At 35.3% G+C, this 22,570-nt stretch carries 14 protein-coding genes and 2 pseudogenes; 5 read left to right on the forward strand and 11 right to left on the reverse strand.

What is annotated here, in order from left to right; translation table 11 throughout:
• The first annotated feature begins 102 nt into the window (after positions 1-102).
• Positions 103-943 (forward strand): annotated as a pseudogene (locus OPR50_RS07030) (IS982 family transposase).
• A gap of 22 nt (positions 944-965) precedes the next feature.
• Positions 966-1,184, forward strand: a complete 219-nt coding sequence (locus OPR50_RS07035) for an IS110 family transposase (protein WP_265023995.1) — start codon at positions 966-968, stop codon at positions 1,182-1,184.
• A gap of 344 nt (positions 1,185-1,528) precedes the next feature.
• On the opposite strand, the gene OPR50_RS07040 is transcribed toward OPR50_RS07035, so the two are convergent.
• The 3 genes from OPR50_RS07040 to OPR50_RS07050 are packed head-to-tail and all read right to left on the reverse strand — an operon-like array spanning position 1,529 to position 3,294.
• On the reverse strand, positions 1,529-1,915 hold the full coding sequence (locus OPR50_RS07040) for a cytochrome c-type biogenesis protein (protein WP_182309927.1): 387 nt from the start codon (positions 1,913-1,915) through the stop codon (positions 1,529-1,531).
• Positions 1,899-2,939 (reverse strand): hypothetical protein, encoded by a 1,041-nt coding sequence (locus OPR50_RS07045; RefSeq protein WP_265023996.1) that lies wholly within the window; start codon positions 2,937-2,939, stop codon positions 1,899-1,901. Before OPR50_RS07045 ends, OPR50_RS07040 begins: the two co-directional genes overlap by 17 nt.
• Positions 2,932-3,294, reverse strand: coding sequence for a ferredoxin family 2Fe-2S iron-sulfur cluster binding protein (locus OPR50_RS07050; protein ID WP_077188202.1), 363 nt, complete (start codon positions 3,292-3,294; stop codon positions 2,932-2,934). The genes OPR50_RS07045 and OPR50_RS07050 overlap by 8 nt, the downstream gene beginning before the upstream one ends.
• Positions 3,295-4,266: 972 nt before the next feature.
• Between OPR50_RS07050 and OPR50_RS07055 the strand changes: the two genes are divergently transcribed.
• The 3 genes and pseudogenes from OPR50_RS07055 to OPR50_RS07065 all read left to right on the forward strand — a co-directional run.
• A complete protein-coding gene (locus tag OPR50_RS07055) occupies positions 4,267-5,820 on the forward strand; it encodes a Mur ligase family protein (RefSeq protein WP_007549232.1) in 1,554 nt (517 codons plus the stop codon).
• A 6-nt stretch (positions 5,821-5,826) separates the two neighbouring features.
• The gene (locus tag OPR50_RS07060; protein WP_010082414.1) at positions 5,827-6,417 is read left to right on the forward strand and encodes a COQ9 family protein; all 591 of its coding nucleotides are present in this window, start codon (positions 5,827-5,829) and stop codon (positions 6,415-6,417) included.
• 22 nt (positions 6,418-6,439) lie between these two features.
• A pseudogene (locus OPR50_RS07065) lies at positions 6,440-6,754 on the forward strand (hypothetical protein); the annotation flags it as partial.
• Here the strand turns inward: OPR50_RS07065 and rsmD are convergent.
• The 8 genes from rsmD to OPR50_RS07105 form a co-directional block, all read right to left on the reverse strand.
• The gene (gene rsmD / locus OPR50_RS07070) at positions 6,712-7,260 is read right to left on the reverse strand and encodes a 16S rRNA (guanine(966)-N(2))-methyltransferase RsmD (protein WP_006280837.1); all 549 of its coding nucleotides are present in this window, start codon (positions 7,258-7,260) and stop codon (positions 6,712-6,714) included. The pseudogene OPR50_RS07065 and the gene rsmD overlap by 43 nt on opposite strands.
• A gap of 122 nt (positions 7,261-7,382) precedes the next feature.
• Positions 7,383-8,015: a WD_0853 family protein gene (locus OPR50_RS07075; protein ID WP_010082417.1), complete on the reverse strand. Its 633-nt coding sequence runs from the start codon at positions 8,013-8,015 to the stop codon at positions 7,383-7,385.
• Positions 8,005-11,760 carry a TrbL/VirB6 family protein gene (locus OPR50_RS07080; RefSeq protein ID WP_264339083.1) on the reverse strand — a complete coding sequence of 1,252 codons (3,756 nt, stop codon included), beginning with the start codon at positions 11,758-11,760 and terminating at the stop codon, positions 8,005-8,007. The genes OPR50_RS07075 and OPR50_RS07080 overlap by 11 nt, the downstream gene beginning before the upstream one ends.
• An 89-nt stretch (positions 11,761-11,849) precedes the next feature.
• Positions 11,850-14,816, reverse strand: coding sequence for a TrbL/VirB6 family protein (locus OPR50_RS07085; protein WP_265023997.1), 2,967 nt, complete (start codon positions 14,814-14,816; stop codon positions 11,850-11,852).
• Positions 14,813-17,200: a TrbL/VirB6 family protein gene (locus OPR50_RS07090; protein ID WP_265023998.1), complete on the reverse strand. Its 2,388-nt coding sequence runs from the start codon at positions 17,198-17,200 to the stop codon at positions 14,813-14,815. The genes OPR50_RS07085 and OPR50_RS07090 overlap by 4 nt, the downstream gene beginning before the upstream one ends.
• A gap of 9 nt (positions 17,201-17,209) precedes the next feature.
• Positions 17,210-19,774: a TrbL/VirB6 family protein gene (locus tag OPR50_RS07095; protein WP_213863603.1), complete on the reverse strand. Its 2,565-nt coding sequence runs from the start codon at positions 19,772-19,774 to the stop codon at positions 17,210-17,212.
• Entirely contained in the window at positions 19,767-22,172 is a 2,406-nt protein-coding gene (locus tag OPR50_RS07100) for a VirB4 family type IV secretion/conjugal transfer ATPase (RefSeq protein WP_010962886.1), read from the reverse strand. The genes OPR50_RS07095 and OPR50_RS07100 overlap by 8 nt, the downstream gene beginning before the upstream one ends.
• Before the next feature lie 9 nt (positions 22,173-22,181).
• Positions 22,182-22,478, reverse strand: a complete 297-nt coding sequence (locus OPR50_RS07105) for a type IV secretion system protein VirB3 (protein WP_007548615.1) — start codon at positions 22,476-22,478, stop codon at positions 22,182-22,184.
• Positions 22,479-22,570 lie beyond the last annotated feature (92 nt).

The raw sequence follows: 22,570 nt of genomic DNA on the forward strand, positions 1-22,570 counted from the left end.
GCACTGCTAACCCCAGTTGTAAATTAGAAAAAATAGAAAAGGTAAGGAAATAGGGTAAACTCCAAGGTATTTGATATTCATTCCTAAAATAGGAGGTTACCAATGAAAGAGAAAGTAACAGAAATCTTTTGTATAGTCGATGATTTTTGCAATACAGTCGATGAAAATTTTGCAGAAAAACTTCTACCAAGTGGCAAAAAACCAACCAGGACGCCAGAGATTACGCATTCAGAGATTTTTACCATAATATTGCTATATCAAGTGCGACAATTTTAAAATTCTCTATGTGCATTATTTGAAATTATTATACGAATCAGCGTTTCCAAAATTGCCATCCTATAGTAGGTTTATCAGGTTAAAATCGCGGGTTTTATGGTATTTAGCGCTCTTAATGCAATGGTTTTGCGAACAGTCAAAAGTGACAGGGATTTCGTACATAGATGCAACATCTATCGCTGTTTGCCATCCAAAAAGGACCTCGAGAAACAAAGTTTTCAAAGGGTTGGCAAAGATTGGAAAGACTACTTATGGGTGGTTTTTCGGTACATCTAGTAATCAATAAAACTGGCGAAATTCAAGGGGTTACGGTGATAAAAGGCAACGTTGATACCTGTGCCAAATTTAACTAAGAAATTGACTGGATTATTGTTTGGAGATAAAGGATATATCAAAAAAGATCTTTTTCACGAATTATTCGATAGAGGGTTAAAGCTTGTAACCAGTATAAAAAAGGGTATGAAAAACTCATTAATGGCGCTAAATGAGAAGATTTTGTTAAGAAAAAGATCGATTATTGAGACAGTTTTTGGCTCTCTGAAAAACAAATTTGAGATTGAGCATACTCGCCACAGATCACCGATAAATTTTTTGGTACACATTTTTTCTACGCTTGTTTCATATTCCATACAGCCGCTGCATTTCTAAGCTTTACTTCGTTGGCTAATCCGCAACTGGGGTATATAGGGTTGACACCAAGGCAATATTCTTCTGGAGAAGTTGATCGGCATGGCAGCATATCAAAGATGGGACCAGCGGAATGTAGAAGTATGTTATATGAAGCTGCACAAACAATGCTTACAGTTACCAAGAGGACATTTAAATTAAAAAACTGGGGTTGCGAAGAAAAAAGGAATGAAAAAAGCAATTGTAGCAGTAGCAAGAAAATTAGCTGTAATTATACATAGGATGTTGGTTGATAAAACAGAATTTTATTATCAATAAACATCAAAAGAGCATAGGACAATAATTTTATTGAAAATAAAGATAGCAATGCCGATGGAAGGGACAAGCAAGAACTTAGTTAGACTTCGTGGTAAATATGTTGCCGTCCACTTCCGCCTAACAAGTATAATGCGGCTTGACAAATTTATTGTCATCTCAGACCGCGGAGAGAACCATATGCTACTTTTAACTTATGTAAAATTACCAAGGATTATGGAGAAGATATGCTGTTTTGATTTGTGTGAAAATTATTGTTGACTTATGTGCAATTAGAGAACCTAAGTCACTTTAGCTATATATAAAAGGTTTAAGTGGTTGTATTGATGTATCTTTGTATTAAAAAACACCCAATAAGCAGAGTTGTAAGTGGAATAAACCACAAAATGTAAGTGCTAGATTTTATAGGTGGTACGATTATAATTGAATTGCCGTAAGAATTTTTTAACTCTGAGATTATCTCTTCATCTGTGTATCCATCATTGATTTTTTTACGAATTGCTTCTCGCATATCATACGCGATCTGAGATCCAGATTCAGACAATGATTCGCCAGAACATATTGGACACCTTATTATTTCAAATAAACTGGTTGCTCGTTTTTCCATGCTTTTATCTCTGAGTTTATTATCCAGAGTAAAAGCGTTTACGCCTGAGTGGAATATCAATATGAAAAGTAAGCTAATTACTATTCTCATTCTTGGTTAATTGGATTATTTTACTGAGTTGGTTCATAAAATCAGTGATGGATAACTTTCCAATAAAGCTTGACCCTACATCATCATCGTACTTTATTGAAAATTGAATGCCATTATCAGTTGTTTTTTCTGATAAGGAAGGTACTAATTTTTCGAACGCATCTGAAGTTTTTGAGTCACCAATCATAAACGCGATTAATTCTTTATAATTTGATATAGCCACGTTGATTTTGTCTTTAAATGAATATGTAACTAAGTTGTAATTGTTTACCCCACCATCTGCAGCAAAAGAAAAATTATTACTTTGAATCAAAAATTTCTCTATATTGAAATTAATTCTGGAAGCTGAGATGTCGTTTACAAATTCATAATCAAATTTAGTGTCGATACTAAGGTAACTTTCAGGACTTGCAGTATTTTTATACCGATAAGTATACAAATCAAATCCTAGCTTAGCATTTCCACTCAGTTCTTTATCGAGGTAAAATTGAATGTAATTACTTTTATCATTCACTTCAGTTATAACACTTTGCTGATTTTCTGAAACATCACATTTTAATCCATAATCTTCGTAACGAAGTGTATCTATATAGTCTATCACGGTACTATTTTTGTTGAATCGCAATGAAGATGGTAAATCGTTTAGTCTAACAACAAAGCGGCTGCTATCGTTTGTGTGGCATTTTATATTCTTTTTCTCATCACCATGAACAGCAATATTGACTTCATTGCTTGGTATGTAGATATATACTGATTTATCAAACAATCTATTTTTTATCAATAAAGCATCAGATGAGATGGTTAATTGCTCATTGGAAAATTTTGGGTTTGTCACACGGAAAATTAGGTTAGAAGGAAATCCACTAAAATCATGTGAAATATCAAATTTTTCGTCGTTAATGTATAGTATTGTTTCAGCTAAAAGATTTTTTACCTTATATGCAGAAAAATACCAAAAACCACTATACGCTACAGGAATAAACAAAAGTAAAGAGACGATAATATAGATAAAAATCTTACGCATGATTCCCCTGTTTATCTAATGATATGTTTCTTGTACCCCTTGGTATGGTTACACACAAGCCGTCGATATCTTTTGTGATTTTTATTTGGCATCCAAGCCTCGACGTCTCTGTTAAGCCGAAAGCTAGGTCTAACATATCATTTTCCTCATCAGATATAGGGTTATGTATTTCTACAGCATTATAAAACTTTGGATCAACAATTACATGGCATGTAGAGCAAGCAAGAGAACCTTCACATGCACCTTCAAGCAGATCTGGATCACTTCTGTGGGCTAAATTGAGCAGAGTTTCTCCCTCTGCAGCTTCATAGCTTTTCTTACTCCCATCAGGTAAAATAAAAGTAACAGATGGCATATTATTCCTATTAAAATCCTTACTAATTTCTCTATATCCTACAGGTAATAACTAATATTTGCAAACTCTTTGCAATTCCAGTGCCTATATTTCTTGTTATCCAAGTAGCTCTTTGTTGTCATCCGAGTAGCTGACACTGGTTCCTTTATGACAGCAGTGCCCTCTTCTTGTCATCCCAGTGCCCTGATTACTTGGATCCAGAAAAAAGAATGGTGTCATGCAAGTAGCCTCCTTCTCCTGTCATCCGAGTAGCTGACACTGGGATGACACCCCACTTAACCGTCATACTGCCGCGGTATCTCTTAGCCGCTAACAAGCAGCGGGATAACGAGCTTATCGTCACGCCGTCGCGAACCGTCATACCGCGATTCATTCGCGGTATCTCAGCCGCTAACAAGAGATCCCGCTAACAAGCAGCGGGATGACGATTGTCGTTTAGCCATAAATATTAAGAAATTTACCAAATGAAAAAAAAGGCAAAAGAAACCCCGTGGTGGTTGGCTATTTACCATGTACTAAAATATCGGCGTTTTTTTATTCTAAAACGCTTGATTAAGAGCGATTTAGCTGCTTTTAACTTGCAACTAACCTACACCGCAAGTGTTTAAGAAATTTACTAAGCAGGAAAAAAGGCAAAGAAACCCCGTAGTAGCTAGCATTTAAATTCTCCCTTGTCAATTTGACGTTTTTTGCTGTCTTAAACGCTTTGTAAGCGCGTTTCGGCTTATATAGGTAAAAACCCAGAAATTTTTAAAGACATGCGATGCACGTAGTGCGAAAAATTAAACATGAGACGCCAAATACCCTAAGTTTTTTGTCATTAACCTGCACAGATTGCGAAGATAAATAAATAGCTTCAGTTTCATGATAAGGGGGCTGGCGGAGTTTGTCAAGGAAGTTTTTTGTTTCTATTGAATGACAGTTGTAACCTACGAAAGAAGTCTGTTGTAATTTGTACGATATCTTTATAAAATGGTTCGCATAAGTTATCTAGCAGTGCAACTAAACAAATATAAAAATCAAAACGTCGCGGTTTTTGGTCTTGGTAAAACTGGTTTATCCGCCATTAACGCTCTAACAAAGAGTGGTGCAAGAATATATGCATGGGATGATCATGAAGAGCAAATAGCAAATGCAAAAATGATGTATAAAAAATGTAATTTTATTCATCCCAAGGAATACAATTGGCATGAGATCAGTGCATTGGTTTTAAGCCCTGGAGTGCCAACAGAGCCACATTGGATAGTAAAACTTGCAAGGAGATTTGATTGCAAAATAAAATCAGACATTGAGCTATTTCTTGAAGCTAAAACTACGAACCAGAAGGTAATAGGCGTCACAGGAACAAATGGTAAATCAACCACTACATCACTAATAGGGCACATATTAAAATCTGCAGGGAAAAAAGTAGCTATTGGTGGAAATTTAGGCGTTCCTGTTTTGGATCTAGAAAGAGATGCAGAAATTTATGTAATCGAACTCTCCTCTTTTCAATTGGAGTTGATGAATGAAATTAACGTGGACATTTCAGCACTGCTCAATATTACACCAGATCACATAGATAGGCATGGAAGTATGGAGAACTACATAGCAACTAAATTAAAACTGATAAACGGTAGTGAGGTTGCCGTAATAGGATGTGACAATGAGATTACTGCTGATATATTCAACAAATTCACTGGAGACAAAATTCCAATCTCAGTAACATATTCCCCGATGTCATTCCAGCGCGTGACGCTGGAATCCAGAAAAGAAAAACCATTGCCAACTACTCAGATGACAGAGGGTGGTGCAAGAGATCTAATATCATTGGCAGGTAACAATTTGCTTGATTATAGTGAACAGATTACTGGTATAGATCGAAATTATCTGGATCCCAGTGTCAGCTACTTGGATGACAAAAGGGGCACTGGGATCCAGAAGATCTCGTTAAAACTAGAGAATCATAGCTTATCAGTAAGCGACGTGAAAATAAACCTAATATCCAACGCAGAAAACATAGCAGCCACATATGCCGTATGTAAGGTACTTGGAGTAGATAGCAACACTATTATCAATGGAATCAAGTCCTTTTCAGGACTGAGGCATAGAAATGAACTGCTTGGCAAAATAAGAAATGTGTTTTTCGTGAACGATAGCAAAGCAACTAATGCAAAATCGAGCGAAAAGGCGATCTTATCTTATGAAAACATAAATTGGATCGCTGGTGGAAGAAGCAAAAAAGGTGGAATAGAATCATTAAGCAAGCATTTTACAAGGGTTAGAAAAGCTTTTCTTATTGGAGAATCAACCGAAGCTTTTGCAAATGTTATGGAGAATAAAGTAGATTATGTTAAATGTTGCAATCTAGAAGATGCATTCAGATTGGCTTTTGAAGAGGCCTTAAATAGCGCAGAAGAAGTAACAATATTACTTTCTCCCGCGTGTGCTTCTTTTGATCAATGGAAAAATTTCGAGGAACGTGGTGAAGCATTTTGTAGAATGTTTGAAAATCTCAGGTACAATCACACATGCTGTTTAGTATGATGTTGCGTGGAACAAAAGTTAATAATAGATAAGCTAATTAGGGTTATTCCATTTGAAGGGATAAGCGATGAAACCCTATTAAAGGTGTGCACTGACCTTAATCTAGCTAATAGCTTTTGCAAATTTCAGAATGGAATATATAGCGCTTTGGAGCACATAGCAGAGGACTTAAATAGCTCAATGGAAGCTGAATTAAGAAATTCTAATTTAGAAGATATGAAAGTGCGAGAGCGAGTAAAGTTAGCTATTCAAATACACCTTTCAAACTATGCTAAGCTACCGAATTATAGAGAACTTTTAAAAAATGTTTTATCATTCTCCGTATCACCAAAAAATACATATTTTTCTAGTAAACTTTTATACAGAACTATTAGTGCGATTTGGTATGGCATTCATGACCAATCAACAGATTTTAACTACTATACAAAAAGAGCAATATTAGCTGGAGTGTACTTAAGTACGATACTTTTTTTTATCAATGATTATTCAGAAGATTTTGTGGATACTTTATCGTTTCTTGATAACCGTATCAACAATGTCATGACATTTCAAAAATTCAAAACTCGCTTAAAAGGAATCATAGGAAATTTCTTATAAGCTATTGATTGTTGGTAGAAAAGTACTTGAGCACGATCCTGAAAAGGTTTGTGAAAATAAAAATATTCATGCTGATCATAAAGAACATTTAGTTTATCGTGAGGATAATAATGGTACAACAAAATACACCAGTTACGAAGAAAAAGAAAATAAATTTATTGAAGAAGCACATGAATATTTAATAGACTCTGAATTTAATAAAAATTTTGATCTAGGGCAGTACAGAATAAGTAATTTCTCCGGAAACTTGACGAAAATAGAACTGGAACTCATCAATGAAAAGTATATGCAAGTTCAAGTTAATAGAGAAAGAAAAATTATTCTCGCTATACCGTAGGTGCGTTCCAAGATTATACTGAAGTTTTTATTGCACTCAAAATCTTCGTTTTTCCTAATCTCTAGAATTATCAATGCATCATCACTTAACCAGCCTGAGTGAGCTAGTCCATTCAACGTTGATTCAACTAGATTGCTATTGTAAGGTGGGTCTATAAAAACTATGTCACATTTTGAAATAGGTTGTGGTAAGCAGTTAGCACTGCAGCAAATTAGCGTAACATTGTCCGTAATTCCAAAATCTTTTGCTGTTTTTTTAGGCAATTGCAAATTGTAATAATCTGAATCTACCATAAATGCATGTTTAGCGCCGCGAGAAAGCGCTTCAAATGAAAAAGAACCACTACCACAGAATAAATCAAGTACATTCAAGTTATAAATAGGTTTTCTTGAGGAAAGCATATTAAATATTGCTTCTCGGACAATACTCATAGTTGGCCGTGCAGCTAAATGCTTACCTGTAGTTATTTTTCTTCCGCGATATTTGCCTGCAATGATGCGTAGCATATTAAATAAGCTCCAAAATAATTAATTATTTATACTATATGATTAATGTCAATATGGCTTTAGCAGTTTAATAGAGAGAAGCTATCGAGTCGCTTGTAAGAAAAACACAAACACAAGACTCATCAGTTATCTTTTTCTGATTTGCCTGCTGCATTAATTGCTTGACCAATCTCATCTTGTAAATCATCATGATCATTTTTTTCATCATGATTTAGCCCTTCAATTCTGCTTTCTAACTCTAACTTAATTATAGTATTGATTTTATCTATATTATCAAGAAAGCCTCTACATTCTTCTTCACTATACTCTTCACCAGATGCTTTTTTTTCAATAAATAGGTTTTTAAATCCTGCTAGATCAGAATTCTGATCGGTATTTAGTACAACATTTCTCTCTATGAAGCTAAGATCTGACAGCAGTAAGCTAACCTCTAACAGATCTTCACTTTTCACGCTTTTAAGGTCTTCAAGACTTTCTAAAATACTAAACACCTTAATCCTTTCTTGTACAATCTCTTTGTCTTCCTTATCAAATTCAGACAATAAACTATGATTATCTACAAATTTCTCACTCAAAGCTTTATTCAATTTAGCAAAATTGACATCCTTGTCAAGTGATGTGTTATCCCGCAACAAGTCTACCCTTGCCCTACGCGCATTTAAAATGTCGTCGTAGTCATTTAACTTTATGTTGCCATCTTTGTCTTGCTGCAATTTATAATAATCAAGGCCTTTGAAATTTTTATTAGTCTTCATCTTCAATCCTCTTCTCATCTCCTTTTGCATCTGGTTTCCTCATTGGTTCCGGTAATTTCCTTTTACTGTCTTCTCGATTTCTTTTTTCCTCTCTTTCAGCACGTTTTTTTATAGCTTCCTGGGTATTCATTTCAAAAAGTGCCTTAACGTACTCTTCTGGATTTTTTGGTTCTTTAAATAAAGGCTTAAGATTATAAACTTCGTCTTTTCGATCTCTTTCTTCTTTTCTTCTAGCTCTTTCAGCACGTTTTTCTACAGCTTCTGGAGTGTTCATTTCAAAAAGTGGTGAGAGGTTGTAAACTTTATCTTGATTTCTTCTGCCTTCTCTTTCAGCACGTTTTTCCATACCTTCAAAAGCAGATCCAAAATCATCAATTTCATCTGAACCTTTTGGTTCCGTGCCTAAATTTCGTGTCACTTCATTTGATTGATCAGGCTTATCTTCTTCTGTTGGCTGATCATGCTGTAGTTGATTAGGCTTGTCTTCTTGTTCTGTGCTTAGTTCTCGTACTACCTTATCTGGCTGACCTCCCCCTCGTAGTCGAAGAGGGTCGCCTTCTTCTAGTGGCTGATCATGGTTATCTCTTACTAGTTCCGTGCCTAACTCTCGTTCTACCTTATTTGATTGATCAGGATTGTCTTTTTCTGGTTCTCTCTTACGGCCTATGGTGTCATCATGAAGCTTATTCAAGAAATCTTGCCTATGCGATTTTGCTCTAAAAAGTAAGTTATTTGGATAACCATCTTTTTCTCCTGTACGGCGGCTAACTCCTATAGAATCAAGGCCATGCTCCCAAGTAAACTTCATAGCATCTTCTATTGTATAGCCCAAATGTGATCCTACATACCCTTTGTAATATTCTAAATATCTATCAATTCTTCTATGCACAATATCTTCTTTATCAACTCCAAATGCCCTGTAGATCTTTTCCTCAAGTTTATCAACGTCATTTTTAGGTGATGTTGCAAATTTTGTTGCTTCAATAGTAGCACCTACAAATTTACGTGGCACATCAATAGCGTATTTCAGCACTCCTCCAACTCTTGGTACTCTCCCCAGCAGATTAGCTGCACCTCCGGCTAATCTATCCGGTAAATGAGTAGCCCAACTGCCTAAAGACTCAAGTCCTCTACCAGCAAAATTTTGCCACTGCTGTTTGAATCCTTCCATTATGCCAGTCAAAGGCGATGCCTGATACATACTAGATATATTGTAAACGCTGAATCCACCACCAGCGATACTTGAGCCCATTTGTTGTACGAACGTGCGTAAGGAGAACATTAAAAATGAAAGCAAGAATAGTATAAAGATTTCCCCTGCATTGATTAAATAACCTCTCTGTATGTCTTGCACCCTTTGGTAATCGCTATTTTCTTGATAATTTTTGCAATCCTCACAATCTTTACATTTCTGACAGTATTCACTGTTGGGATCCTTATATAAATCATGAAGTTTCAGTATTCTACAACCTTGTTTTTCTACCGCACTCCGCACTAAAGATCTTATTTCATTAATTATTTCCCTATAACTATTGCATTTATTTATATCTTGACAGTAGCGTTTTATTATTTCACTAACATCACCTATCCTTTTCTCTATATTGTTGATCAGTAATATAATGTCAGCCCTCTCTGATGCATGGGATAAACTATTTGTTAAGCGTACTAGATCTTTTGCACTGCAGCCATTACTAACTACCATATCACTTTCTGCAATATAGTGGTCTGCTGGATTATCTTTAGTTCCAGGCATTGGATTAAAGAAAGGATAATCTATATAACGAAACCCTTTTATATGTTCACCATTTTTATCTTTAGGGTAATCCGGTGGAAGCGGGATATATCCAGCGCCTCCAGTAAATTTTATTGTACCACCTTCTCTGCTTATCTTTTCTATACCTTCTATACTTTTATCTATGTTAAGAGAAGAAGCTTCTCCAAGAGTGTAAGGTACAAAAATTTGCCCTGGGGTCCAACCAAAGTACTGCTTATCAACGATACAAAAACCACCAAACACCCATTTTGGAGCACATAACCTTACCTCAAACCATTTATCGTAGCATACAGTAAAACCTAACTGCCTATAAAAGGTATTCATTATAATGGAAGCCAGTAATGACAAGAGAGCAAATATCATAATCGACTGTAAACAAAAGCTGATGCAGAATTTTATCCAACCTTCAAATAGACTTTTCAGCGGTGAAAATAAAATAGAAATTAGAAACAGTGGCATAATGGCTATAAGAAAAGCTATACCCATAAAACCAGAGAGAAATATTATGTAAGCATATAAGCACAGCAAGAAGTATAGCACAATCCCTATGAAAATTGCCGGTATCATAAGAAGGCTTGCCCACATTTGGTAATGTAAAAACGCTGCAAACTTTTTCCAAACAGAATAAGCAAAAAATTTATTGAACATGTCCTCCATGAAGCTAAACAACTTAGCTTCATCTCCTTGAGCAATACTTCCGGTGTTCATGTTGGGAGCAAAGTTAGTAATTACACTTATTAATTGTTCAAGACCTTTAACGAATAAAACAAGAAAATGATCATAGAAAAATCTAAAACTTCCAGGAGATATAAGCACTATTACTAGAGTGATTTTCATCATTCTGATGAGCATATCATGCTTAGTTTCTCGTATCATGCCAAAAAGATAAAGAAGCGATGAAATCATTACAAATAGAACAAGCAAGGAAAGAACAAAATTGTGAAAGCTCGTACTTTTTTCAGCTATATTTTCGAACATAGCTTGTGCAACTGCAGGATCATTGCTATTAAAATGTTCTTTGCAATTTTCGTTAATCAATAATACACATTTTAGATAGTTATAAATGTAATCAAAAAACCCAAAACTACTTGGCTGCTGCACTCCACTTAAGAACTCAAAAGAGTAGCCACCTACATTATCTAAGTAATATCTATCTAATATTTTTACATATATTTTCCATCCCTTTTTTAATTTCACCGGGTTACAATTTCTGTCTTTTAATTTAGTGCTATCTCTGTCTAAAGTAAAAAGACCGCTCCCATTTTCTGCCACGGAGTTGTAACCTAGATGTACAGTAGGATATTGAGGATCGCGCATTAACTTTAGATTTTCGTTAGGATCATCTTTCCCCGTTTGAAACAAAAGATAAGCACCATGACCATTGGTAAACCAACATGGAGCACCACGTGATACTGTATTTGCGCTATCATCTTCATTAATGCACTTGCAATTTACAGTGCAACTTGTATCAGACTTACTTGAAAATTTTTGTATGCTAGGTTTATAATCATTACAAACTAAGTGAAAATTAGGTAAACTATTATCACTTTGTTTACCTTCAAATTTAGTTGCATATTTTAACTGCTCCAAGCTTTGTAAGGTATAACTGCCTTTTTTAGATTCCTTCTTGTTATTATTACTCCAAGATGTCCATGCACCATTTACTCGCACTATTAAGCTATCTCCATTGGTTTCTAATCCAGTATCTTTCCACTTCACCACTTGGTTATGGTGAAAACCAGAATTAATTTCACCAGTGTCAGGATCAATAACGCTTTCATCTTCACCTTCTGGAATAAAAGCATCATGATCGCTTGAAAAATGAGCGCTTACTGCAATAGGTTCAGGACCAAAATAGTCAGCAGATATGCACCTTGGAAAAGGCATATCGTTCTTACTACAACCTGTGATCAGCACATAAGCTGCAAGAAGTAATACCCTAAACCAACATTTGCCTAAACGTGATTGCATATCTAAACTTTTTCCAAATACAGAATAAATTTCTAAAACTTTACTTAAAATATCTTTTTAATTAGTTACTCCATAACATCATTCATATCTTACTCCTCTCCATTTTCTTCCTTGTTTTTAGCTTTAGCACTAGGATCACTTCTTATTGTTTCATCAGAATTTTTTTGCTGATCTGATTGTTTTAATGTTTTAGGTCTATCACTCGTTGTTTTATCAGAACTTCCTTTAGAATCTTCTTTTTTGTCTGGTTGCTTTGGTGTGTTAGGTAATTTAGCCTCAATTTTTCCCCGATCTTTACTCATTTTCTGCTTGATACTCTGTATCATACTTTGGGTCTTATCATCAAGGCCAACGGTTGACAGCATAGCTTGCGATGCGCTCTTAGCAACTGTACCAACACCGCCAGTAACTCCATAACCAGAGCTAAATAGTGTTTGTACCATAGTTTCCGATATAGAAACAAAAGCTTCCATTGCACCGGCAATAATGAGGTATATAAACGCCTGGATTAGGTCTATAGGTAATGCTGCAAAGTGTCCACCAGCCCTTTCTCCGGTACTGAGTGCAACATCAACGCTAGTGCCAGGACTGTATCCAAGAGGCAGTATTGATTTCATCAAGCACAGATCATACGATAAGAAATTTACGCTAATTAAACATTGATAGCATGCAGAAAAATTTGTGAGGTTATATAAAACTGAATACATCAACTGATTTAAAAGAGATAAAAATGAAAATAAAATGACTGGTTCTAATGAAACATGAGCCAACGTTTTTATCCAATTATCAAACAAGGGTTTAGTCTTTTGAAATAGAATAAATACGATAAATAAAGGTGTTAATGACAGTAAAAACGCCACTAGAACAGTAGATATTACATATTTAAACGTAGCGCTAATAATGCATTTTAAAAACGCATAAGTAGCGCAGAATATTACCCAAAATGCAATAAAGCCAAAAGGACCAGAGAGCATCAATGATAAAAACTTTAACCAAGTTTCTGCTGTGAATAATACTCCTGCTGTCAAGTCTAAGAATGCAAATTTTCTCTCCCCTTCTCCTACATAGCCAGAAAAACTATCAACTAAATAAATGCTACCATCTACAAAAAGTCTGGATAAAGTTGTACCAAAGAGTTCCCAGCTTCTATCGCTAAAGGCAAAAGCTATAAATGCTATCTTGAACATCCTTACAATGAAATCAAATTTACTTAGCTGTATTGTTCCAAGCATATAGCCAATGAAAGTAAATATAACGTATAGAGTAAGCAAAGCTCTTACTCCCTGAAAAAGACCTTTTATATATCCTTTGTATGAATCTTTAACGCTGTCACCAATTACTTCTTTTTTCATAAAATCAAATATCTTGTTTATATTCGATGAAATAAAATCATTAATTTTTCTTTTGACAAATAAAGTTACACTATACTTATTGTTTTCGTAATATTTGCCATTTTTGTCCGTAATGTCATCTTTCTCTACGTTGCTTACATTGATGCCGAAATATATCTTCTTAGGTTTGCATTCATCTGTTATAGGTTTTTTGTCTTTGCATTCATCTGTTAAAAGACCTCCATCTATTATATAATATACCTTATCCTTTGTTTTATCTAAGTTCTCTACTTTTTTGAAATCATTAGTCTTTGGAGCAGATGGATCCCCTGGCGGGTTATCACCCAAATACACATACAGTTTTTTGCCATTGATATATTCACACGATCTAGTCACTTTAACATGGTACCCACCTCTATTAGCTCCATAGTGACCATAATCTGCAATGGCAAGCATCACACTGCTACCGGGCGTTACCTCGTCATTTACTGGATAATCATTGTTCAATTCCAGAGAAAAATCCTCGAATTTATTGTTATCGCCAATTTGCGAACACATATTATCCCCTTTTGCACCCTCTTTCTTTGGAAGACATTGAATACCTTTAGCGGTATTTTTATCATCAGGATCACCAATTTTTGCAACAAGAGCCTCAGCCCAAGATTTATCATCTTCAGTAAAACTACCTGCTTTAACATTCCCTTCCATTTTTTCTAGATAAGGATACATATCACATTTATTTCCTTTATCGTACTTCTTATACCTTATAGAGGAGACACAGTTCCGTTCTCCTGCTTGACCTAAACCATAGTTCCATATACCCTTCTCAGTATAGCATATATTTTGATGGTAACAGTTAAGCTCATAGGAGGAGTACTTTTTTCTCTCATCAAGACTACAGTTTTTTCCATCACATAACTCGTTCAATCCTATTTTAGCGCGGCGTAAATCAAGTAGTGAACCATATACCCATGGTTCGTTGTCTTGAATATAACCTTTATTAAAATGCACCTTATTATCATATGGGGTATACCCATTGCCAACTAGCACTTTGCTTTCCTTTGCTTTTGTTTTATCAAGAGGTAAAAATTGTATTTTATTTTTTGTACCATCTTTACCATCACAAAAAAACTCTCCCCCCTGATGTACTTCACTCACTGTAGCTTTCTTATATACAGTTTCCTTACGATCATTTTCTACAGCTTTATAACAATTGTCATCAAAATTGATGCCTTTCCCTTCTGGATTGTCGTAATCAATTGTTATTTTTCTGGGAACTAAGCTGAAGCTTAACTTGTCACCAGGATTTACTTTAATTCCAGTGTCCACATAACGTCTATTGCTGCCAAATCCTTTGCCACCACATAGTTCGTTTTTACTTTCATTAACACCATAATTGTTAGGTACACTATTAATATCCGCAGCCTTACTATAATTTGGTTCTGAGCCATCAGCACAAAAGCTAGCTGGCACAAGTACTTTCCTTGGATTTTTGTCTTCTTTAAAAGGGCAAAAATTTACTGATCCATCGAGGGTGAATTTGATTTTCTCACCCTGACTAATTACCTGACCAGAATCAACCCAATGAATTTTATCGGCTTTACGAACTGGAACATCCACATTAACGCTGGTGTTTTTGCTCTGCAACCCAGGCTCGACACAATCCATATTACAACCAGTGATTGCAAGACACAGTATCAATAATAGTGATCTTTTACTTATCATTGCTGTCTTCCTGGTTGTGGTATCTGAGGCGTTGACCTTTGAGTCCCTTGTGGTATTTGAGGTCTTGACGTACCTGATTGTTGAGAGGCATCTCCTCTTTCTCTTCTTTGAACGCTTTGTTCATCTAACCCTACTGTTCCCATTAAGCTTTGTTGATACTGTCTTCCAGGTTCGCTTGCTACATAAGCACCAAACAACGAGTCAGATATTGCCGAAGAAGCTTCAACTAAAGCTTTCATAGCGTGTCCCAAAATAACAAAAGCCATCATAGCGGTAATATTAGGTGTATATTTGGAAGCATAACCATAAAAAATACAAGGGTTAAAAATCTTTAGGTTAATATTAAGTATACATGTAGAGCAGACCTCAAAATCAAATACTGAATACACAATATAATCCATAACCTGACTTATCAGTGATATAAAAATTAAAAGGACCACTGGATGAATTGCAAATCTTGCTAAATTTTTAACCCAGTTTTGAAACATCTGCCTAGTATACGCAAATAAAAGACAAATAATAAAAATAGGTGCTAAAGAAAGTAATAACGCAACTATTGCTATAGATGTAATAAAAGAAAATAAGGCATTAAAAATAGATAAGCTCACTGTGATTAAACCCCAAATCACCAAGCAAAAAGATACAATGCCCAAAGGGCCAGAAAATATAAGAGATACTATTAACAATACTGAATGCGATGACAAGAACCTATTGAGCGGCAAATCAAGAAACTCAAAAACATTTGAAGTAGTGCCTCTAAAATTTGCTATTTCTATTAGTTGTTTTGGAGTGTTAATAAATATAGAGAATGCGTTGTTATAAAAAAAGTCCCAGCTATTATCCTGCAATAGCTGGGCGATGATTCCTATCTTTACGCATATAATTAAAAACTCATATATAGAAATATGAGTTAATCCAAAAAAGTAATAAAGAGTATATAAGATTATATATAGTACTAATAGTGATATTATAGTAGATCTAATGGTATTTGTTCTGCTTGATTTTATAAAACTTTCGTAAAGAGACTTTACAGGACTAGTATCAGAGTGAATTGCGTTAGGGTCTTTATAATTAGAGCCGAAAAATGCAGTTTTCACTTTTTCATCAAAGAAATTATATATTGCACTAAAAGTTTTTGTAGGTGGCTCTTGAGTTGTTAGGTTAATGCTAAACTGACCTTCATTTTTGTAATCGCAGCCATGGTCTCTTATTCCGTAATATATGGTGCCTGTTTTGTCTTTTAATTTTCCTTTCAAGTTTTCTATGTCATGAACTTTGCTGATATCTACAGATATATCCGCTTGATTTTCACCAGGCTTATGCTCAGGGAATTTATCGGAAACACTTATATACAAGCTATTTTCCAGACTATGGTTCTTCGTTACTCTTATGTTGAACCCGCCTTTGTCATTTGTATTGTAGCAGCTCTTGTCATTTCTGCTACATAGACTAAAAGTTAAACTTGGTATTTGATGGTCATTCTCCATCTTATGATCACAACTAGTACATAAACCACCACCTGGAATGTGTTCAAGAGTTTCATTATCCATACCAACTTTTAGAAATGTAATGTCAGTTTTTACCTGTTTTCCCTTTAATACGTTACTAATAATTTCAGCAACAACAGATTCACCACTAGAATTTAAAGCATTGAATAGCTCAATTTCTATATTATTATGTTCAATATAAACGCAATCCTCGCCTCTACGACCAGAAGAAAATTTACATATACGTCTACAGAGTGAATTTAAAATGTGCGTATCTATCTTACTTGCACTGCTCTCTGAAAGCTTGCTGCAATCTATATTCTCTCCTTGTTTTATAGAGTTAATAATATTTTCAATTTCCTTTTTTCTTTCATCTTGATCTAACTTCGAAAACCAGTACTCTCTTCCACTCAACCATTGCGCATCGCCTATTATATATTTATTAGGACATATCCCATCCTTGCCACCTTGGCATTTCTCTTGATTTAAAACATGTGCAAAATGTTCCGTTTCTTGCTCGCTACACTTTTCGTCGATTTTCAAATACCTGATTTTTGTCTCACTCTCTTTATCTTTACACACTTTACTTCCAATCACACTAAAGCTTATCGTATCGCCTTTTTTAAGTGCAAATGGTAATGCAACGTCATTTCTCCCAGGCCCAATTGCAAAATCTGCATACTGCTTAGGACAAAAATTAACCTTACTAGGCACTATATCAATCTCTGTTACTCTTATTCTATCTGAGATATTAACACCAGAATCAACCCATTTCTGCTCTGTTGACACTATATCTAGTTTTTCACGCAAACCTGATAAATTTTCTGGCTTAATACAGTGATGTTCCCCGCAGCCTGACAGAAAAAAAAACGGTATTATCAGCAAAAATTTTAGCATAAATCCAACTCATTCAGTGCTTTTGTTAACACTCTCGGAGCTACTAGAACCAGAACCTCGAGATTTACTCTTGTCTCCACCACTCAACTTCTTAGCAGCAGCACCAGCAACTCCAGCAACACCCCCAGCAGCAGCTTTGGCAGCAGATAAAGCTTTGCCCACCATTTGTCCAGGTGTCTGACCTGAGCCAAGTGCTGCTCTATGGTTACCAGCAAGTTCAGCAGCCATGCCAGGAAGAATGTTTAAAAAGTGGTAAAAGAGGAATAATACTAAACACAATTTTAATAATTCTCCGATGAGAGAGCTGCCAAACTCCATGTATGTAAAGTCGAATAGACCAAGTATGCTGCTCTTTTTAAAGCTATAATTTTGCATCATACATGCAAGAGTAGTTTCATTTTTATCACATTCCCCATCTTTCAATTTAAACCACTGTTTTTTCTTACTATATGAGATTTCTGCTTGTTTCTTTTCATATGACTTGTCCGGTTGTTCATTTTTATATGACTCGTCCAGTTCAAAATTTAAATTTTTAAAATAGATTTTATCACATGCTATGAACATAAAGGACAAAAACGCAAAAAGGATAACCGGGTATAAGCTATAGGTAATCAACTCTTTCACCCAGCCTTCAAAATATCCTTTGGTGTGTTGGAATAAAACCATAGGAATGAACAAAGGTGATAAAATGATGATTACACTTAAAGCAACTAGAGATAAAATAAATACATAGCACAGCCACAAAATAACCATCATCATCAGAACGGCCATAAATATACAGACAAGAGCTACTAAAATTTGTCCACCAGCAAAAATAATACCGATTACCGAACCTGCAACTAATAAGACAGGAGCAGCACCAAGCAAGACTGCTAACGTTGCAACACCTCCAGTACCAATTTTGCCACCAATTCCATCTAAAGGGGCACCTAAATAAAATAAAATTCTACAATCAAGCCTATCCCAAGGTGCAAGATAACTGTAAGATACCCTCTTTCCTGCACGAGTATATTCATAATCTGTACCTGCTTTATAATTACATATGCCTTTACTTTCAGATGATGCTTTTAGCACTATCTCTGACAAACCATTTGAGAGACGAGTTAATTCTCCATAATAATGAGACATGGTACTGCCTGTTGTGAAGTAAATCACTAAAGCGAATTTTATGATCAACATATACATTTCTTGAGGCCTCTGAACTCCACCAGACATGGCTTTTATAGAGAACAGTATTAAAGCTAAAACTAAAACAGCAGTTACAGTGTTTTTCAGCCTTTTCTGTGCTACAGATATAAAACTCTCACCATTTGGTGCACCTTTACCTGCAACTAAATTATCTAACGATTCCTTAATGCATTGCACTATCATAGAAGTTACGGGAATAGGAGCTAATGATTTACTCCCTGCCTGGTTATAACAAGCTTCAGAAACATACGAGCTAAAACAGCCAGCATTATCATAACCTACAAAAATTTTCCCCCCTTGTCCGTTGAGTCTTTTTTCTTTAGATCTGATAATAGTTTTATAGTCATCATTATTACCAATAGGAACTTTTTCCTCTCCTGTACCATCTTTATTTTTGAATATCATCACAGATTTTTCACACATAGGAGCAAGTGGGTCAGGTGGCAATTCCGTGCACCCCATATCAACCCCTTGCGGCCAAGGAGTCATTTCGATACCAAGCATGCTAACACTGGCTAACTCCACACATAATCTGCCCGTTTTTCTCACTGCTTTGAATGTAGCTCCATGTATGGGTTCGCTCTGTCCTGCTTTGAGAACTCTACATTCCAGACCACCATCAACCTTCGAGGACCATGACCCATCTACGTATCCAGTGTCTTTCTCCCTGACATCAAAGTCTATGTATCCAGGTTTTCCTCTGGAATTAAAGTCTACCTTATTAAAAAGATTACCAAAAGTTAAAGGGTTTCGATGACATACTTCTATATATTCACTGTATTGCACACCATTTTTTGGCCAGTAATAACTCTCTGTACTCTCCTGAACGTTAGAATTTAAGGCTTCTTTTTCTGCTCTTTTCCCGTCATAATCTTTTTTGTTCACGTCTTCCCGAGCTTTATTTTGCAAACAAGAAAAATATTCCTCTTCTGTTTGGTAATTTTCATTAGTGCAGCCACTATAACCTGTGTCTTCTAATTTAAAATTTTTGTATTTTCCATCATGATCACGTGCAACTGGGTGTTTAACAAAACTATGTTCACAAACAACAAGCCCTCCTATCGCTTTCCAGACTCCAACAATTGCAGCTATCATTCCAACAATAACAAGAGCGGTAAACAAACCAGCAGAAGAAACGATCAAAACAATGCCAGTAAATATTGCGCCAACAGCAATCGCTATTCCAGCAAGTGCTGCAGCTGTTTTAAACGCTCCACAATCAGGATTAGAGGCACGACTAAAACTGCCAGTGGAATTAAATCTGCTAACAAATTCTGTCTTGTCAGTACCACTTACTCCATCTGCAAGCACTGGATATGAGAGTAAAAAGTCTATATTTAGTAAAAATATCGCAATTAATAGCAATGACAGCTTAGTCTTAAACATTTTTTACCTTCTGATAAAATATAGGCAACCATACTTTTGGGTTGTCCCCAACTTCATTTAATATATCGTGTAACAATAGAACACTTTCTGCACGTCCGGATAATACGTTGATTATATCATCCAGGCCTTTTAAGTCTATTCTAGCTACTACAGCATTGACTCCTTGTTTCACCAAAAAGAATCTAGTACTCGGATCTGTGTGCTTAATTAATATATATTCACGTTCAGTTAACATAAAAACATCCCGATAGACACTAGTAGCTTTCAGATTTGGTAAAAAAATCTGTGTCGCTGTTTGTTGTACAAGCGTATCGCTAATAGTACTTTTACTTGCATCCTCAACACTCTGAGTAGCAAAAATCACAAAAGCATTTAGTTTTCTCAGTACCTTCAACCAGTCTTTTATCTTGGGTGCAAAAACTGGATTATCTATTAACGCCCATGCCTCATCAAGAACGATAATAGATGGAGTGCCATCAAGAGATATACTAATCCTATGAAATAAATAAATCAAGACCGGTCCAAGAGCAACAGGATCTTTGAGCAAGCTAGCCATCTCAAAACCAAATACTCTTGCTCGTGAAAAATCTAGCAAATCTTCTTTATTGTCAAATATTGCAGCATGAGAACCATTATCATGCCACATAGATATTGCCCCAGCTAGAGTATCAGGACCTGCAAGCCCTAAAAACGGTACGAGGTTTCTCAAGAATCTGTCTTCTTTTCTTAATTTAAAATTTCCTTCAATTGCATCATTAATTCGTGCAATATCTTCTGAAGTAAATTTATCATTATATACCGAAATTAAAGACTTTATCCACTCCATTAAAAATGTTCTATTATCAGAGGTATCATCAAGTTGTAAAGGATTAAAATTTGTTTTAGTTCTTGGTTCTATTACAGTATAGATACCACTAAGTGCTCTTAAGAAAATCTCTGCACCGCGATCTTTATCAAAAAAGAATATCCTTGGAGAAAACTTCATCGCTTGGGCACACAGGAAATTCATTAAAACAGTTTTACCAGCACCAGTTGGGCCAATTATCATAGTGTGTCCAACATCCCTTATATGAAAGTTGAAAAAAAATGGAGTACCAGATGTCGTGTCAAAAACTGTAACGGCATCTCCCCAGTGGTTATTGAATTTATTACCAGTAGGATAATTATGTTGAGATGCAAATCCAGCCAAATTAAGACTACTTATTGTAGCTTTTCTCACTATATAATCGAAATTACCAGGAATTTGCGCCCAAAATGCTGGTTCAAGGTTAACTCTCTCACGTATAGGGTAAACACCGCAATTAGAAAGCTCTGATTCTACCAACGACAGAGCGTTATCCAATGATTTAGGACTTTTTTCTATACATAAAATAGTCAGGTGATGTTGACCAAACGCAATCTTACCACTCATTGCGTCATCAAGCGCTTGAGAAATTTCTGCTATTTGAGAAATAGCTTTATCTGCAGACTGTATCATTCGATTTTGCTGTATCTGCATTTTTCCAATCGCCATTTGCCTGTTTATAAATTGAAAAGATTGCGTAATTATAAACTCGTAAGGAAGTTGTAAAAACGAATCAAGCATTCCTGCAGAAGTATGATTTCCATATTCTTTGATACTAATTATTCCAGCATATTTACTCTCATTATGAGTCACAACCTGTATCATCTTACGGCCAAAGAATAACCTATGTACTGGTAAGTATCTTGATATTTCAGTTCTTAGCGGAAAAAGCGTATTTGTAACGAAGCCACAATTTACGATTCTAGATAGAAACTCCATTATTTCGCAGAACAAACCATCTGGAGTTTCTTTTACTCCAAGAATTTTAGGCGAATAATTTCTAAGGCTTGTCACTACACGATTTGTCGTTTCCTCTAAATCTTCATACGTGGCACGTATATCACTTTCCCAAGCATGTTTTGAAGTTACATGTCCGAATTTTTTTAGTAGATGTGACAAAAATTCTACTCCTTTTGTGTCCGCTCTACGGATAATCGTAATGTATAGGTCATTAATAAATGATTGCCTTGTTGCGTGTTTTTCTCTCCATTTTAGATTTACGTGATTAGCGAAAAAATTCGGCAAACCTTGACTTGCAAATTCATCAGAAAAAATATTTTTCTTACGTCTGATAGTATGAAAATACAAACTAAATGCCGGAGATGAAATGCTTCTTAGCATCTGATTCCTGATGTTGTTCTGTATGACTAAATCCTCGTCATCGGCAGTTTCAAATGCAAAACCACTTAATTTTATAACCTTAACCAACCAATTTTCTTTTGTCATCAAGGTTGTGCTATTCCAATAGCAAGAATAAGGAATAAATTCAGCAGCGTGAACTTCCCTGTTCAGAGTAGATTTATTCTTTGATTGAATAGCCCTAAACCTCAGCATCACACAACGTTAAGCAATATCATAAGAATTGGCTCCATGGTAAAAACGATTTAAACATTTCGAGCACTTTCCCAATTTTACCATAAATAATTCAATAAACAACGGTTCTTTTGCAGAAGCTATATAACCAAGTCCATGTATACCTGGTAACATTAAGAGAATCACTCTTAAATCATTTGAATTAATGAAAATTAGCATGCAAATCAGGACGTTTAATATTGCAAACATATAACTCACACCAAAGAGCATTGCAGGTCTTGTAAGACCTTTAAATAATTGATCTGTTTGTATACTACCTGTGGACATATCTTTAACCTTCTAATAATAGCTCTAACACTAATACTATATCATTATATTAAAAATCCATTGAAACTAGTAGCACTTTAAGTTAAGATACA

The organism is Wolbachia endosymbiont (group A) of Epagoge grotiana, assembly GCF_947251775.1.
Lineage (GTDB): Bacteria > Pseudomonadota > Alphaproteobacteria > Rickettsiales > Anaplasmataceae > Wolbachia > Wolbachia pipientis.

Coding starts and splice junctions, on each gene's coding strand:
- OPR50_RS07040 (WP_182309927.1), bottom strand. CDS start 1,915: ATGAGAATAGTAATTAGCTTACTTTTCATATTGATATTCCACTCAGGC.
- OPR50_RS07045 (WP_265023996.1), bottom strand. CDS start 2,939: ATGCGTAAGATTTTTATCTATATTATCGTCTCTTTACTTTTGTTTATT.
- OPR50_RS07050 (WP_077188202.1), bottom strand. CDS start 3,294: ATGCCATCTGTTACTTTTATTTTACCTGATGGGAGTAAGAAAAGCTAT.
- OPR50_RS07055 (WP_007549232.1), top strand. CDS start 4,267: ATGGTTCGCATAAGTTATCTAGCAGTGCAACTAAACAAATATAAAAAT.
- rsmD (WP_006280837.1), bottom strand. CDS start 7,260: ATGCTACGCATCATTGCAGGCAAATATCGCGGAAGAAAAATAACTACA.
- OPR50_RS07075 (WP_010082417.1), bottom strand. CDS start 8,015: ATGAAGACTAATAAAAATTTCAAAGGCCTTGATTATTATAAATTGCAG.
- OPR50_RS07080 (WP_264339083.1), bottom strand. CDS start 11,760: ATGCAATCACGTTTAGGCAAATGTTGGTTTAGGGTATTACTTCTTGCA.
- OPR50_RS07085 (WP_265023997.1), bottom strand. CDS start 14,816: ATGATAAGTAAAAGATCACTATTATTGATACTGTGTCTTGCAATCACT.
- OPR50_RS07090 (WP_265023998.1), bottom strand. CDS start 17,200: ATGCTAAAATTTTTGCTGATAATACCGTTTTTTTTTCTGTCAGGCTGC.
- OPR50_RS07095 (WP_213863603.1), bottom strand. CDS start 19,774: ATGTTTAAGACTAAGCTGTCATTGCTATTAATTGCGATATTTTTACTA.
- OPR50_RS07100 (WP_010962886.1), bottom strand. CDS start 22,172: ATGCTGAGGTTTAGGGCTATTCAATCAAAGAATAAATCTACTCTGAAC.
- OPR50_RS07105 (WP_007548615.1), bottom strand. CDS start 22,478: ATGTCCACAGGTAGTATACAAACAGATCAATTATTTAAAGGTCTTACA.